Consider the following 14,738-nt stretch of genomic DNA (forward strand, 5'->3'; position numbering starts at 1 on the left):
GCGCTGCGACATTGTCGCCTCCCGTCCTTCGTTGCTTTCAGCCCGCCTGCGGCGCGAGGCGGTCCGCCAGCGCATGAAAGCGCACCAGCTGATCGCCGCGCAGCGCGCGCGTCTCGTCGCGGCCGACGAACACCTTGAACATGATGCCGCCGTCGCGATTGATGAAGGCGATGAACGCCGACACCTTGCCCATGAAAGGCCGCTCGACGAAGGCGATCGCCGCGCAGCGCTCGTGCCTCAGGTGGCCGTGCAGGCCCTTCGGCTGCATCAGGTTGAAATAGCCGCGGCCGACTTCGCCGTTCGGAATGGCGCCGGTGAACTCGAAGATCGCGTCATCGGTGTGCACGATCAGCGTCACCTCGCCCCACTCCGCGATGTCCTGCATCGCGGCGGCAAACTCGCCGGGGCCGATCCGCACCATGCTCTCGGGCAGCGCCTCGAGCACCGCGCGCGGCGTCACCTTGCGCTCGCGCGCGACGTCCTCGATCACAGCGCCGGGATTGTCGGCCATATAGGCCTTCAGCCCCGCAGGCTCCGCATCAGGCACGACCGCCTCCATCACGCCGCCGCGCTCTTCGCCCGCTCGGTGATCAGCACCTCGAAGCCCTCGAATTTCGGATGCCCGAGATAGAGGCTGCCGCCGGTCTCGTTGCCGGCGCGGGAATGGGCGCGGCGGAACGCATCGGATTTGGTCCAGTCCTCGAACGCCGCCTTGCTGGCCCACACCGTGTGGGTCGCGTAGAGCGTGTGATCTTCGGCCTCGGGGCCCTTCACCAGGTGAAACTCGATGAATCCAGGCAGATCGCCGAGATAGGATTCGCGCGTCTTCCAGACCGTCTCGAACGCCTGCTCCTTGCCCTTGATCACCTGGAACCGGTTCATTGCGATGAACATGAAAACTCTCTCCTGTATGACGGCGGATGCCCGATCCTGCCGGTTGATCTCGTTAATAACATGAACGCGCCAAGGAATACGCCAAGGCCGCGCCGGGGGCACCAGCGCGGCCGGAGCAACCTGGATGGAATGATCGGCGTCTCGCGTTACGCTCCACCTAGGTGAATCCTGAGCCCGGCCTTGTAGACGGTACCCGGACCGGGGCTCGAGAACAGCACGTCGTTCTGCGTCGTGCCGTCGGTCGAGGAGCCCGGGATCGCATAAGGCCGGTAGTACTGGTTCAAAAGGTTGTCGACCGACGCCGTGAAGGTGATGTCCTTGGTGGCGTTCCAGGTCAGATAGAGGTTGACGAGCTCGTAGCCGGTCGAGGGCAGATAGCCCGCCGGCAGGTCGTTGTTGGCGCCGAACGAGGACCATTGCGCGGCAATGATCAACGAACGGTCGAGCAACCGCACGCCGCCGGTCGTCGTCACCTTGCGCGGCGTGATGGTGGCGAGCCCGACATTGGTCTGGGTGTTCCGGCCGCGCATCAGATGGCCGGCGACGCCGACGAACCAGTCGCCCGCATCATACATCGTCTCGAGCTCGAAGCCCTCGATGCGGGCGTGCGCGATGTTCTGATACTGGTAGAACTGGCTGAAGCGCCCGAACGGCGTCAGCGTCGGCGCCGAGGCGACGAGGTCGATATAACCGTCGACGTCGTTGCGGAACACGTTGATCTTGCCGCGGAACGAGTCGCTCGCGGTGAGGATGCCGTCATATTTCAGGTTGATGCCGACTTCCTTGTTCTTGCCGACCTCCGGCCGCAGCGCCGCATTGGGCAGGAAGCAGAACAGGCCTGAGGTGCCGTCGGGGCAGTTGAACAGCGCCGGCCCGCCGCCGGTGGCGTGGCCGCCCGCGATCAGGGTCTCGGTGATCGACGGCGCGCGATAGCCTTCGGCATAGCTCGCATAGGGCGTGAAGCCGGCAACCGGCGTGACGCCGACCGTGATCTTCGGCGACAACCGGTCGCCGCTGGTCGTGGTGCTGATCGAGTTGAGCTCGTAGTGGTCGTAGCGGACCGCGCTGATCAGCTCGAGCCAGGTCGAATAGTTCTGCTTCAGCTGCACGAAGCCGCCGGACACGGTGCGCTGGCCGCCCGGCGTCGTGATGTTGGAATTGCCACGCGAGTCGAAGGTCTCGACATCGTCGCGGAAGGCGTCGAAGCCGTAGGTCACGGCGTTGCGCCAGTCGCCGAAATTGAAGCGCGAGGTGTTGTTGACGTCGATACCTACGGTGTCCAGCAAATAACCACGCTTGTCGCCGACGCAGCCGGAGATGTTGTTGCCGGGATTGGCGAGCGTGCAGACGCCGCCGCCGGTGGTGATGCGGTTGTTGTAGGTCTTGACCTGGTCGTTGTCGGTCCGATTGCCGTAGACCGAGATGTTCCAGTCGAACAGCATGTCGTCCGGCTTGGAATATCTCCAGCTCAAGGTGCCCGTGTAGTTCTTGGCGTCGGATGCATAGACCGAGGAGCCCGCGATCGCGGCGAGCGGCGCCGCCGTCGTGGTCGGGCCGCGGTTCGGCTGACCGATATTGTACTGGTAGTCCTGGAAGATACCGCCGATCTTGAACTCGTGGCCTTCGGCCGGCCGGAACGTCACCTTCATCAGGCCGGCCGCGATATCGTTGCCGGTGTTGCCGATCTCGGTGCCCGCGCCGTCCTTGTAATTACCCTGGGTGCGGTAGACCGCGCCGCCGAACACATCGACATTCGGATCGACGCGCACGCCGCCGAACACCGAGCCCATGCCGCGGTCCGTGTTGGTGCCGTAGGAGCCCGACATGTCGACACCCCAGCGCTCGCCGGGACGCAGCACGTCGGCGATATCCTTGGTGCGGAACGAGACCACACCGCCGATCGCGCCGGAGCCGTAGATGTTCGCGGTCGGACCGCGGACCACGTCGACGCCGCCGATCAATTCGGGATCGAGGAAGAACGAGCCGTTGGCGTTGTGGCCGGTGCGCTGATAGTTCTGCCGCGCGCCGTCGACGACGACGGCGACACGGCCGAAATCCTGCAGGCCGCGGATGTTGATGACGGTCGCCGGATCGTCGCCGCGCTCCTGAACCGAGACACCGGGCACGGCGTAGAATATGTCCGAGAGCCGGTTCGGCTGCAGGCCCTGGATCTTCTCCAGGGTGACGGAGCTGACCGGCGCCAGCGCATCGATCGCGCGCTCCTCGGTCTTGGACGCCACCGCCGTGATGGTGTCGAGCGCTTGCACCGGCACCGCGCCGATCTGCGCCCGCGCATTCATCGCCGGCGCCACCGCCTGAGGTTCGGCCACCGGCTTCGGCTTCCGCTTGGCCTGCTTCGGCCGTTCGCTGGAAGGACGCGCAGCCGACGGATCGGCGGTCTGCGCGAACCCGCGTTCCGGCAGTGCTGCCGCAAATGAAAACACCGACGCGCCCAAAATCAGGGCGCGCGAAACCCTAGCCCCGTCAGCCATTCTAGCCCCAGCCTGATCATCGCTTTTCTGGTTTGGCTGGCGTGCGCTCTCCGACGAGCGGCTTGCTGGCTACATCGCGATCAAGCCACCGGCTTGCATCGCGTGAGGATTGGTTACGAGCCGGCAACAAAACGGTCAAGAATGCGGCGGCGCTGTTTATATCGATTGTAAAGTGCAGCCGTTGGAATGCGCCTTCGCCCGCTTATACAAGCAAAACACCATTTGAAAAATTTTCGCAGGCGCAACACCACAATATGTCCGCAGCTTCCGGAGACAATATCGGCGCAGCCGAAAAGCAGACCGAGCCTGCATCCGGTGCAGCCAAAACACTGATCATGCGCGGTAATCGTCTCGACAGCCGCGACCTGTTCGCTGCGGAGCGCGAGATCATCATCATGCATGGCGAGGAGCACTACCGCTTACGGCTGACCTCGCAGAACAAGCTGATCCTGACCAAGTGACGGCCCCGATGACAATTTGTCGCACGCTCGCTTTGCTCGCCTTCTCCTGCCTGCTGCCGATCGAAGCAGTGGCAGCCGAGGGCATCACCGTGCATGACGCGCGCGACCGCGACGTCGTGATCGACAATCCGTCGCGCATCGTCTCGATCGGAGGCGCGATCACCGAGATCCTCTATGCGCTCGGCTTCGAGGACCGCATCGTCGGCGTCGATGCGACCAGCCTCTACCCGCCGGCTGCGCTGCGCGAGAAGCCCGACGTCGGCTACATGCGCCAGCTGTCGCCGGAGGGCGTGCTCGGCCTGCACCCGTCGCTGGTGCTCGCAGCGCAGGGCTCCGGGCCGAAGGAGACCATGGACGTGCTGGAGGCGGCCAAGGTGCCGCTGGTGCTGGTGCCGGAGACGTTCTCGGAGGCCGGGCTGGTCGAGAAGATCAGGTTGGTCGGCCACGCCATGGGCGCCGATCCGCGCGCCGCCTGCCTGACCACGGCGGTGGAGGGCGATCTCGCGCAACTGCGCGCGCTGCGTGCCAGGGTGACCAAGCCGGTGCGCGTGATGTTCGTGATGTCGCTGCTGAATGGCCGGGCGATGGCGGCGGGCCACAAGACCGCCGCGGACGAGATCATCCGGCTTGCCGGCGGCGTCAACGCCATCGACGGTTACGACGGCTACAAGCCGGTCAATGACGAGGCCATCGTGGCGGCGAAACCGGATGTCGTGCTGTCGATCGATCGCGGCAAGGATTCGCTGACGTCGGATGCCGTGTTCGCGCATCCGGCCTTCGCGCTGACGCCGGTCGCGGCCAACAAGGCCTTCATCGCGATGGAAGGTCTTTATCTGCTCGGCTTCGGGCCGCGCACCGCGGCCGCGGCACGCGACCTCTCGGTCAAGCTCTATCCGGCGCTGGCGCCGGAGGCCGACAACTTCAAGCCGGCAGCGCTGACCGCGAATTGCCGGCAATGAGCGTGCTGACTGAGCGCCGCGGGCGCGCGAAACAACGACGCGCCGGCATGTCGCTGCGGCCGGCCGCGACACTCACCCTGCTCTGCCTGCTTGCGGCGCTGGCAGGCACCGCCCTGGTCGCCCTGACGGTCGGGGCCGCCGGGATTCCAATGGCGCGGCTTCCGGCAGCGCTTGGGCTATGGGCTGATCGTGTCGCCAACCCGCTGCTCGCACGCGACCAGCTCGTGGTGTGGTCTATCCGCATCCCGCGGATCGCGGCGGCGGCGATGGTCGGCGGACTCCTTGCCGTATCAGGCGCGATCATGCAGGGCCTGTTCCGCAACCCCCTCGCCGACCCCGCGCTGGTCGGCGTCTCCTCCGGCGGCGCGTTTGCCGCGGCGGCCGCGATCGTGTTCACCGACAGCCATCTCGGCGAAAGCCTGCGCTTCCTGCAACACCAGCTGCTGCCGATCGCGGCCTTTGCCGGCTCGCTGATCACGACCATCGTGCTTTACGGCATCGCCAGCCGCGGCGGCCGGACATCGATTGCGATCTTCCTGCTGGCCGGGCTTGCGATCGCCGCGATCGCCAATGCCGGCATCGGCCTTCTGGTGTTCGTCGCCGACGACCGCCAGCTCCGCGACATCACCTTCTGGCTGCTCGGCTCGCTCAGCGGCGCGACCTGGAGCAAGCTCACGGCGCTGGCGCCGGTGCTGGCGGTCGCGCTGGTCGCCTGCCTCTCGATCGCGCGCGGGCTCGACGTGCTGGTGCTCGGCGAGGCGGAGGCGTTCCACAGCGGCGTCGACGTCGAACGGCTGAAGCGGATCTCGATCGTGCTGGTGTCGGCGATGACCGGGGTCGCGGTCTCGGTCTGCGGCGTGGTCGGTTTCGTCGGCATCGTGGTGCCGCATCTGTTGCGGCTGGTGATCGGGCCCGCGCATCGGCTGCTGCTGCCGGCGTCCGCACTGCTCGGCGCCATCCTCCTGGTCGGCGCCGACACCGTGGCGCGCACCATCGTGGCACCCGCGGAAATGCCGATCGGCATCCTCACCGCGGCGATCGGCGCGCCGTTCTTCCTCGCCATGCTGCTGCGGCAGCGCGGACTGGTGTCGCTATGACGGTCCTGCTCGAAGCGCAGTCGGTATCGATGACGGTCGGCAGCACTGATCTGGTCGACGCGGTGTCGCTGCAGATCGGCGCCGGGGAGATGGTCGCGATCGTCGGTCCCAACGGCGCCGGCAAATCGACGCTGCTGCGGATGCTGTCGGGCGACCTGCGCCCGTCGCGCGGGGCGATCCGGCTCAGGCAGCGCGACCTGCAAACCTACGGACCACGCGCGCTGGCGCAGCACCGCGCGATGCTGTCGCAGCACGTCAACGTCACCTTCCCGTTCACCGTCGAGGAAATCGTCAGCATGGGCGCCGGCGAAAGCCCCCGCGCCGTGGCGCGGGCGCTGGTCGAGGCAGCACTCGACGAGGTCGGGCTCGCGCGTTTCCGTTTCAGGCAATTGCCGACGCTGTCGGGCGGTGAGCAGCAGCGGGCGCATTTCGCCCGCGTGCTGGTGCAGCTCGCCTGCGGCGAAGCGCTGCATGGACCCGGACTGCTGTTGCTGGACGAGCCGACCTCGAGCCTCGATCTGCGGCACCAGATCGACCTGGTCGAAACGGCGAGGCGGCGCGCCGCGCGCGGCACCGCCGTGGTCGCGATCCTGCACGACCTCAACCTCGCGATGCGGTTCGCCGACCGCATCCTGCTGCTGCACCGCGGCCGGCTTGCCGTCGACGGCGACCGCACGGCGGCGATGAAGGCCGAGACGCTGCGCGAGATCTTCGAGATCGACGCTGCGATCGCCTACACCGGAAACGGCGTGCCGTTCCTGCTGCCGCAGACCATGCGGCCCGTTTAGACCCTCATGGTGAGGAGCGCGGTACGCGCGTCTCGAACCACGAGGCCCGGCTGTTGCTCGCGGCCATCCTTCGAGACGGCCGCCGCGCGGCCTCCTCAGGATGAGGATTGCGAGTGAGAGGCGACGTAACGCCGCAAGCCTTATCCCGCCGCAACATCCGCGGTTCACAAAACTGTCAGCCGGCTGTAACAGGCGGCTCGGAGAACACCGCATCGTTTATCCTTTGGGAGATCAACCATGCGCCTGTCCCTGCTCTGCTCCGTCGCCTCGATCCTGCTCGCCACATCGGCGTTCGCGCAGGGTGAGGGCGAATTCCCGGCGACGCTGGCAGGACACGCCGTGATGCCGGCGGAGAGCTTCATCGACGCGCCCGCCGACGCCCCTGATGATCTGAAGAGCTCGGGCAAATACACCACCGGCAAGCGCGTCGACGCCATCGGCACCGTGATGGGCAAGTCCTATGAGCGGCCGACCGGCGTGTCGCTGCCGTTCAAGGGCCAGCCGCTGCAGGGCCATTCCGGCATCAAGGTGATGCCCGACGGCTCGTTCTGGGTCATCACCGACAACGGCATGGGCTCGCGCTACAACTCGGCGGACTCGATGCTGTATCTGAACCGGCACAAGATCGATTGGGCGAGCGGCAAGATCGAGCGTCAGGAGACCGTGTTCCTGCACGATCCCGACAGGAAGGTGCCGTTCCGCATCGTCCACGAGGACACCGCCAAGCGCTATTTGACCGGTGCCGATTTCGACACCGAGGGCTTCCAGATCATCAACGAGATTTTCTGGATCGGCGACGAGTTCGGGCCCTACATCCTCAAGGCCGACAAGACCGGCAAGATCCTCGCCGTATTCGAGACCGTCGCCGACGGCAAGCCGGTGCGCTCGCCGGATCACTGGGCGGTGCAGTCGCCCGGTGCGCCCGGCGCCAGCTACACCAACGTCAACCTGCGCCGCTCCAAGGGCTATGAAGGTTTTGCTTCCTCCAAGGACGGCAAGTTCCTTTACGGCCTGCTCGAGGGGCCGCTGTGGGATGCCGACAAGAAGGATTGGGAGAAGGTCGACGGCAAGGAAGCCTCGCGCATCCTGGAATTCGACGTCGCGGCGGAGAAGTTCACCGGACGCTACTGGCAGTATGTGTTCGAGCAGAACGGCAATGCGATCGGCGACTTCAACATGATCGACCCGGCCCAGGGCCTCGTGATCGAGCGCGACAATGGCGAAGGCACCGCCGACAAGGCCTGCCCGCAAGGCCAGCGCGGCGAGAACTGTTTTCCTGACCTCGCCAAGTTCAAGCGCGTCTACAAGATCGAGCTGTCCGACGCCAATGTCGGCAAGCCGGTGCGCAAGATCGCCTATATCGACCTGATGAAGATCCGCGATCCGAACAAGAAGGCGCGCAAGCCGCTCAACGACGGCGTCTACACCTTCCCCTTCTTCACCATCGAGAACGTCGATCGGGTCGACGAGACCCATATCATCGTCGGCAACGACAACAACCTGCCATTCTCCTCGAGCCGCGACCCGAACAAGGCCGATGACGACGAGTTCGTGCTGCTCGAAGTCGGCGAGTTCCTGAAGTCGAAGTGAAGGGGCCGCTCTCGCCGATCACAACAGTGTCGTTGCCCGGCTCGGCCCGGCGACCCAGTATTGACGTCCGAATTTGGCGGACAAGCCGCGGCGTACTGGATGCCCCGCTCAAGGCGGGGCATGACAGCGAATTTGAACCGGCCATTATCGCCGCACCGGTCAGCGCGCGCGGCAAGCCACGTCACTCCTTCTTCGTCCGGTAATCTCCGAACGTCGTGTCGCGCTGGTCGAGCTGGGCCTTCACGCTGCCGCCGTCGCGGCGGAAGCCCGCCATGTAGGCCTTGCTGGCCTCGGTCGTGAAGGCCAGCGCCTGGATCTCGGTGCCGGCCCGCATCGCGGCGCGGGCGCCCATGATTTCCATGGCGCGGTGGACGCTGCGCTTGTTGAGCTGTTGCAGCTCGATCGGCACTTTCGCCGCGCGCTCGGCGAAATCGAGCGTCTTCGCCTCCAGTTCGGCGAGCGGAAACGACCGGGTCGCATAGCCCCATTCGGCGGCCTCGCGGCCGGACATCGCGTCGCCCGTCAACATCAATTCCATGGCGCGGCGCATGCCGACCAGCCACGGGTGATACTGCATGTCGGGCGGGCTCATCAGCCGCACCGGCGGATAGCCGATCTGGGCGTCGTCGGCGACATAAACCACGTCGCAGGCGGTCGCGAGCTCGGTGCCGCCGGCGAGGCAATAGCCGTGCACCTGCGCGATCACAGGCTTTGCGAGATCCCAGATCGAGAACCAGCCCTCGACGACATGGCGCGACCACTGGCCGGGGCCGGATGCCGAATGGTAGGGCTGGTCGACGCGGTTGTCGGCGGAGAGATCGTAGCCCGCCGAGAAGCAGGGTCCGGCGCCGCGCAGGATCGAGATCGAAATCCCGGGATCGCGGTCGGCCTGTTCCAGCACCTCGAAGATCTCGCCGCGCAGGCGGTTGTTCAGCGCGTTGCGCTTCTCGGGGCGGTTCAGCGTGATGCGGCGGACGCGCGGACGCGGATCATCGACGACGATGTGCTGGTAGCTCATGGATCCTCCCGATCTCAGGCTTTGTTGCCTTTGGCAAAGTGATGCCCGAGATCGGGAGGGTTGTCATCGGTAGATGACGCAGGTCCTCATAGCGTTTTCAAGCGAAGTGGGTTCCGGTTCGCGTGAAGAAAATGCGTCAAGCAACAACGCTAGAGCCCGGCACGGGCTCTAGCCCGCCGGCACCATCACGACGCCCTTGTCCTTGGGCCAGCGCATCCGCCAGGCGAAATTGATGTCACGGACCTCGCCGGCCTTGGCCTCGAACGCCCATTCCAGTACGCCGCGCTTGTCGCGCAGATTGGTCGTCGTCGCCGGCGTCGACGACGGCAGCATCTCGACCACGATATCGTCGTTCTCGCTGACCGGCAGCTGATCCTGGATCGCGACCTTGATCGGGAAGTCGTGGCCGTTGCGCACCGTGGTCTTGAAGGCGCGCTCGTCGGTCTTCGACGTGGTCACGATCAGGCCGGCGGAGCCCTCGTTGCGCTTCACCACCGTACGCTCGATCTTGACCTTGTCGTCGGCGCCGAAACCGAGCCGCACGGTCTCGTCCTTGGCGGCGGTGGCCATCCGGCTGCGGCCGACAAAGATGCCGTCGCGGTAGATCGAGACCTGTCCCGGCAGCAACGGCGCATCGTCGGCCTGCACGAAGCTCGCTTCCAGGAAAGCGGTCGGGTCGATCACCGGAACGGCGCGAACCGCGAGATCGGGGGTGATCGTCGCCGTCGAGATACGCAGGCTCTTTGCGCCCTCATTGGCGGCAACGCTGACGCGGCCGGGGATATTGAAGGTGGCCTGGAAGGCGCCGACCTCGGCGGTGGCTTCCAGTTCGTCCATGCGTCCCCCACCAAAGCGGAATTGCTGAACCGCGTCGGCGGCTGGCGCAGGTGCCAGCGCCTCGCGCGACCGCATGCTGGCCTCTCCCGAAAGCTTCGCCAGCGGCCGCGGCGGTTGCGGATATTGCACGATCAGCGAGCGGAGGTCGGGCGCGTTTCCGCCGCGCGCGACCCGCACGGTGGAGACGACGAGCGCCACGTTCGACCAATCCTCACCGGTCGACTGGGTGATCTCGGCGCGGCGCACCAGCTCGATCGCGGGCTTGCGGTCCCTGGCGCCGGTGTCGAGCCGGGCGTCATAGAGCGGCACCCACCGGGCGTTGGGAACCGCATAGGTGACCCGTAAGGTCGCCTTGGTCACCGCCTGCGAGGCGACGTCGATCCGCACCTCGACCTTGCTCGGCGGCTTGCTCGTGCGATCGGCTGCGAGCTGCGCAAGATCGCGGTCGATCACGCGGATCTTGCGCTCGGCGTCACGGATCGCGCTGTCGGCGGTTGCGACCTCGTCGGCCACCGCCGAGAACGCCGCACGCCACTCGCTGAGCGGACGCGCCTCGCCCTTCTCGCCGAGACCCGCGGGCGACGCTTCGGCAAAGCGCTCGGCAAATTTGCGCCGCGCCTCGGCCGCGCTGATCAGCCCCTGCAAATCGGCGCGCTCATCGTTAAGCGCCTCGATGCGCTTGTCGATCTCGGAAAGATTTGGCGGCAGCAAGGGCTGCGGCAGCTTTGTATCGATCGCGCCGATCGTGAGCTTCGCTCCGCCCTCGCCCTCGACCCGCAGCGAGGACGGATCGAGCCCCATCGGGAAATCCCTGGCGATGAGCGTGCTGTCGCCGGCAGGCAGATCCAGCGTGATGACGCGGGTGACGCTCGCGCCATCGGGGTAGACGGTCACGGCATCGACCTGCGAGACTGCATCGAGATTGGCCGCATGCAGCGGCCCGGCAACCAGCGCACCCGCCAGCACGAGGCTGGTGGTCACAAGATAATTCGCAATCCTACACATGACATCCCTCCGGAAAAACGCCGCATCGCGCGCGAGACGAACGGCGCGCCGGGCTCGAGGGCGCGTCGTTTCTCGTGGTGAGACGCGGCGAGGAAGGAACTGGTTCGATTGAGGTTTCCCTGCGGCGCGACGATGGCGCCGCAGCGGCTGCCGCATGGCGCGGCGATGTCTTCGGGCTCTAGCGATCCGCCTTGCGCCGGATGAACAGATAATTCGGCACGAAGCCGGCCAAGGTGATCGCGATCATGATCCACCAGCCGCGCTGAAACGCCGCGATCCGCTCGGTCATCGAGACCGGCGTTGCAAGGATCGCGACAAAGATCGCGACGCCGATCGCCAGTGCCGCCTGCCGGATCATGTTGATGACGCCCGAGCCGGTGGCAAACGACGACGGCGGCAGCGCGCCGGCGCCGACGCCCATCAGGGTCGGAAAGGTCAGCCCGACGCCGATACCGATCAGCATCACGCCCGCGACGACGGCAGGCGCATTGGGTTCGGCCCCGAGCAGCGTCGCCCAGATCGCGAGGCCGGCCGCGAACAGCACGATCCCGGCGGAGACGACGGCCGCGGCGCCAAACCGCGCAATCAGCCGGCCGGCAAACAACAGCGAGGTGATCGGCACCATCAGCGGACCGGGGGCGATTGCAAGGCCGGTCTTCAACGCCGACCAGCCCCATACCGTCTGCTCCCACAACGCGCAGGACAGCAGCATGGCGCCGAAGGCCGCCGAATAAGGCGCCATCACCAGCGACGCGCCGGTGAACGGCCTGACCGCGAACAGTGCAGGATCGACGAAGGGATTCCTCGATCTGAGGCAATGCCACGCGAAGGCGGCGAGCGAGACGGCCGCGACGGCAAAGCCGAGCACGACGCCGCGCGAACTCCATCCCCAATCGTTCGCCTTCACGATCGCAAAGGTCAGCGCACCGATGCCGGAGGTCACCAGCAGCGCCGCCCATGAACTCGGGCGCGGCACGTCGTGACCGGGCACTTCGGGCAATTTCAGCCAGCCGATGATCAGCGCGACGACGCCGATCGGGACATTGACGATGAAGATCCAGCGCCAGTCGAACGTGACCAGGACGCCTCCCGCGAGCGGGCCCAGTGCGGCGGCAAGGCCGCCGATCGCCGTCCAGGTGCGCACCGCCCCGGCGCGCTGCTCGGGCGGAAATGATGCCAGCAGCAGGCCGATCGAGGTCGGCGTCATCAATGCCGCACCGGCGGCCTGCGCCACGCGGGAGACGACCAGGAACTCGACACTGGACGCCAGCGCACATGCGGCTGACGCGGCCGTGAACAGCGCGACGCCGAGCAGGAAGCTGAGATTGCGGCTGTGGCGTTCGGCGAGCCGGCCGAAGAACACCAGCAACGCCGCGTAGGCGATGGCATAGGCATTGAGGATCCAGGACAGATCTTCAAGCGAGGCGCCGCGAAATTCCTGCGCGATGTTCGGCAGCCCGACATTGACGATGAACAAATCGAGATTGGCGAGGCAAATGCCGACCGACACGATCGCAAGCACCTGGCGCGGGGTTGCGGTGGCGACGCCGGACCGCGGCCGCGCATCAGGTTCGACGACCAGATCGATGGTCTCCGCCTCTACCTCCGACATCACACCCTCCAAAATATGTGCATATGCATCTATTGCCATTAGGTGCATATGCATGTATCTGTCAAGTCCATCGGAGGCAGCGATGGCGAAAACGGAACCCAGCCGGTGTAATCTCACGGCGTTGCGCAAGGCGACGCGGCGGGTGTCGCAGCTTTACGATCAGGTCCTTGCGACATCCGGCCTGCGCGGCACGCAACGGGCGATTCTGGTCTATGTCAGGCGGTCGGGCGCGCCGACGATGGGCGAGCTTGCCGCAGCCCTGGTGCTCGACCGCACCGCGCTCAACCACAACCTCAAACCGCTCGAGCGCGACGGTCTGTTGACCATCATTGTCGACAAGAACGACCGGCGCAGCCGGCTGGTGCGGCTCACCAAGCGCGGCGAAGCCAGGCTCGAGGAATCACAGGCCGCATGGCTCAAGGCGCAGGAGCATTTCGAAACCGCCTTTGGCGCAAGGCAGGCCGCCGATCTCAGGCAGACGCTCGAATTGATTGCCTCGCTCGAGTTTGACGAGCGCGCGCTCGGCTCAGCGGCGAGCTAGCCGGCTCCAAAAGAAAAGCGGCCCGGCGTTGCCGCCGGGCCGCTCGTTCGCACACGATCAGTGTCGATCGCGCTTAGCTGTAGATCTCGAACAGGCCGGCGCCGCCCTGGCCGCCGCCGATGCACATGGTCACGACGCCCCACTTGGCCTTGCGGCGACGACCTTCCTGCAATAGGTGCCCGGTGAGGCGGGCGCCGGTCATGCCGAAGGGATGGCCGATCGCGATCGAGCCGCCATTGACGTTGTACTTCTCGGGATCGATGCCGAGCTGGTCGCGCGAATAGAGGCACTGGCTGGCGAACGCCTCATTGAGCTCCCAGAGATCGATGTCGTCGATCTTCAGGCCATGGCGCTTCAGCAGCTTCGGCACCGCAAAGACCGGACCGATGCCCATCTCGTCGGGCTCACAGCCGGCCGAGGCCCAGGCGACGAAGCGGCCGAGCGGATTGAGGCCGCGCTTCTCGGCGTCCTTGGCTTCCATCAGCACCACGGCGGCGGCGCCGTCGGAGAGCTGGCTGGCATTGCCGGCGGTGATGAACTTGCCCGGGCCCTTGACCGGCTCGAGCTTGGCGAGGCCCTCCAGCGTGGTCTCGGGGCGGTTGCACTCGTCGCGATCGACCACGTAGTCGACGATCGACTCGGCCTTGGTCGCCTTGTCGACCACCTTCATCTTGGTCTTCATCGGGACGATTTCGTCCTTGAACTTGTTGGCCTGCTGCGCGGCCGCCATGCGGCGCTGCGACTCCAGCGAATACTCGTCCTGGTATTCGCGGCTAAGCTTGTAGCGCTCGGCGACGATGTCGGCGGTATCGATCATCGCCATGAAGATGTCGGGCGCGGTCTTGAGCAGCTCGGGATCGATCGATTCCTTCGGCGAGCCGCCGCCGGGAATCGAGATGCTCTCGACGCCGCCGGCGACGATGCAGTCGGAGCCGTCGGAACGGATCGAGTTGGCGGCCATCGCGATGGTCTGCAGGCCGGACGAGCAGAAGCGATTGACCGAGACGCCGGCGGTCGATTTCGGCAGGCCGGCGAGCAGCGCCGCCTGGCGGCCGATGTTCGGCGCGCCGTGCGCGCAATTGCCGAGATAGCAGTCCTCGACATATTCCTTGTCGACGCCGGCGCGGTCGACCGCGTGCTTGATGGCGTGCGCGGCGAGCGACATCGGCGGGGTGATGTTGAATCCGCCACGGCCGGACTTTGCCAGGCCGGTGCGCGCGTAGGAAACGATTACGGCTTCACGCATTGTTTTCTCCCTCTGAGATGACGGTCATTGTGGCGCGTCGTGGCCCGTTCGTACACATTTTTCGTCGGGCGCAACAGCAATACCGGACGCCCCGGAACGACAAACGCCGCCTCCGGGACCGGAGACGGCGTCATGTTCCGCAGATCGGAATTTGGATATGCTTGAGCGGTATCTTGTTCGTCACGTTCCGGGGACGAC

General features: G+C 66.0%; 13 protein-coding genes. 6 read left to right on the forward strand and 7 right to left on the reverse strand.

What is annotated here, in order from left to right:
- Positions 1-37 precede the first annotated feature (37 nt).
- From hutX to QA639_RS36230, 3 genes are all read right to left on the reverse strand, one after another.
- Entirely contained in the window at positions 38-559 is a 522-nt protein-coding gene (gene hutX / locus QA639_RS36220; protein ID WP_157348480.1) for a heme utilization cystosolic carrier protein HutX, read from the reverse strand.
- Complete coding sequence (hmuQ, locus tag QA639_RS36225) at positions 559-894, reverse strand: heme-degrading protein HmuQ (RefSeq protein WP_050382754.1); 336 nt, start codon at positions 892-894, stop codon at positions 559-561. Before hmuQ ends, hutX begins: the two co-directional genes overlap by 1 nt.
- 146 nt (positions 895-1,040) lie before the next feature.
- Positions 1,041-3,386 carry a TonB-dependent hemoglobin/transferrin/lactoferrin family receptor gene (locus QA639_RS36230; RefSeq protein WP_157348463.1) on the reverse strand — a complete coding sequence of 782 codons (2,346 nt, stop codon included), beginning with the start codon at positions 3,384-3,386 and terminating at the stop codon, positions 1,041-1,043.
- Positions 3,387-3,640: 254 nt separating this feature from the next.
- On the opposite strand from QA639_RS36230, the gene hemP reads away from it, so the two are divergent.
- From hemP to QA639_RS36255, 5 genes are all read left to right on the forward strand, one after another.
- On the forward strand, positions 3,641-3,847 hold the full coding sequence (gene hemP / locus QA639_RS36235) for a hemin uptake protein HemP (RefSeq protein ID WP_157348481.1): 207 nt from the start codon (positions 3,641-3,643) through the stop codon (positions 3,845-3,847).
- 8 nt (positions 3,848-3,855) lie between these two features.
- Positions 3,856-4,806, forward strand: coding sequence for a heme/hemin ABC transporter substrate-binding protein (locus tag QA639_RS36240; protein ID WP_283088558.1), 951 nt, complete (start codon positions 3,856-3,858; stop codon positions 4,804-4,806).
- The gene (locus QA639_RS36245) at positions 4,803-5,903 is read left to right on the forward strand and encodes a FecCD family ABC transporter permease (protein ID WP_157348465.1); all 1,101 of its coding nucleotides are present in this window, start codon (positions 4,803-4,805) and stop codon (positions 5,901-5,903) included. Before QA639_RS36240 ends, QA639_RS36245 begins: the two co-directional genes overlap by 4 nt.
- Complete coding sequence (locus QA639_RS36250; protein ID WP_157348466.1) at positions 5,900-6,691, forward strand: heme ABC transporter ATP-binding protein; 792 nt, start codon at positions 5,900-5,902, stop codon at positions 6,689-6,691. The genes QA639_RS36245 and QA639_RS36250 overlap by 4 nt, the downstream gene beginning before the upstream one ends.
- 237 nt (positions 6,692-6,928) lie before the next feature.
- Positions 6,929-8,281, forward strand: coding sequence for an esterase-like activity of phytase family protein (locus QA639_RS36255; RefSeq protein ID WP_283088559.1), 1,353 nt, complete (start codon positions 6,929-6,931; stop codon positions 8,279-8,281).
- A 181-nt stretch (positions 8,282-8,462) separates the two neighbouring features.
- Here QA639_RS36255 and QA639_RS36260 read toward each other — a convergent pair whose 3' ends face one another.
- The 3 genes from QA639_RS36260 to QA639_RS36270 all read right to left on the reverse strand — a co-directional run bounded on the left by QA639_RS36260 (position 8,463) and on the right by QA639_RS36270 (position 12,753).
- Positions 8,463-9,299: an enoyl-CoA hydratase-related protein gene (locus QA639_RS36260; RefSeq protein ID WP_157348468.1), complete on the reverse strand. Its 837-nt coding sequence runs from the start codon at positions 9,297-9,299 to the stop codon at positions 8,463-8,465.
- A 168-nt stretch (positions 9,300-9,467) separates the two neighbouring features.
- Entirely contained in the window at positions 9,468-11,141 is a 1,674-nt protein-coding gene (locus QA639_RS36265) for a mucoidy inhibitor MuiA family protein (RefSeq protein WP_157348469.1), read from the reverse strand.
- Between the two features lie 178 nt (positions 11,142-11,319).
- Positions 11,320-12,753 (reverse strand): MFS transporter, encoded by a 1,434-nt coding sequence (locus tag QA639_RS36270; RefSeq protein WP_283088560.1) that lies wholly within the window; start codon positions 12,751-12,753, stop codon positions 11,320-11,322.
- An 82-nt stretch (positions 12,754-12,835) separates the two neighbouring features.
- Between QA639_RS36270 and QA639_RS36275 the strand changes: the two genes are divergently transcribed.
- Positions 12,836-13,294: a MarR family winged helix-turn-helix transcriptional regulator gene (locus QA639_RS36275; RefSeq protein WP_283088561.1), complete on the forward strand. Its 459-nt coding sequence runs from the start codon at positions 12,836-12,838 to the stop codon at positions 13,292-13,294.
- Between the two features lie 73 nt (positions 13,295-13,367).
- Here the strand turns inward: QA639_RS36275 and QA639_RS36280 are convergent, their stop codons facing one another.
- Positions 13,368-14,540, reverse strand: coding sequence for a thiolase family protein (locus QA639_RS36280; RefSeq protein WP_050382770.1), 1,173 nt, complete (start codon positions 14,538-14,540; stop codon positions 13,368-13,370).
- Positions 14,541-14,738: the final 198 nt, after the last annotated feature.

Source organism: Bradyrhizobium pachyrhizi (genome assembly GCF_029714545.1).
GTDB lineage: Bacteria > Pseudomonadota > Alphaproteobacteria > Rhizobiales > Xanthobacteraceae > Bradyrhizobium > Bradyrhizobium pachyrhizi.

Coding starts and splice junctions, on each gene's coding strand:
- hutX (WP_157348480.1), bottom strand. CDS start 559: ATGGAGGCGGTCGTGCCTGATGCGGAGCCTGCGGGGCTGAAGGCCTAT.
- hmuQ (WP_050382754.1), bottom strand. CDS start 894: ATGTTCATCGCAATGAACCGGTTCCAGGTGATCAAGGGCAAGGAGCAG.
- QA639_RS36230 (WP_157348463.1), bottom strand. CDS start 3,386: ATGGCTGACGGGGCTAGGGTTTCGCGCGCCCTGATTTTGGGCGCGTCG.
- hemP (WP_157348481.1), top strand. CDS start 3,641: ATGTCCGCAGCTTCCGGAGACAATATCGGCGCAGCCGAAAAGCAGACC.
- QA639_RS36240 (WP_283088558.1), top strand. CDS start 3,856: ATGACAATTTGTCGCACGCTCGCTTTGCTCGCCTTCTCCTGCCTGCTG.
- QA639_RS36245 (WP_157348465.1), top strand. CDS start 4,803: ATGAGCGTGCTGACTGAGCGCCGCGGGCGCGCGAAACAACGACGCGCC.
- QA639_RS36250 (WP_157348466.1), top strand. CDS start 5,900: ATGACGGTCCTGCTCGAAGCGCAGTCGGTATCGATGACGGTCGGCAGC.
- QA639_RS36255 (WP_283088559.1), top strand. CDS start 6,929: ATGCGCCTGTCCCTGCTCTGCTCCGTCGCCTCGATCCTGCTCGCCACA.
- QA639_RS36260 (WP_157348468.1), bottom strand. CDS start 9,299: ATGAGCTACCAGCACATCGTCGTCGATGATCCGCGTCCGCGCGTCCGC.
- QA639_RS36265 (WP_157348469.1), bottom strand. CDS start 11,141: ATGTGTAGGATTGCGAATTATCTTGTGACCACCAGCCTCGTGCTGGCG.
- QA639_RS36270 (WP_283088560.1), bottom strand. CDS start 12,753: ATGTCGGAGGTAGAGGCGGAGACCATCGATCTGGTCGTCGAACCTGAT.
- QA639_RS36275 (WP_283088561.1), top strand. CDS start 12,836: ATGGCGAAAACGGAACCCAGCCGGTGTAATCTCACGGCGTTGCGCAAG.
- QA639_RS36280 (WP_050382770.1), bottom strand. CDS start 14,540: ATGCGTGAAGCCGTAATCGTTTCCTACGCGCGCACCGGCCTGGCAAAG.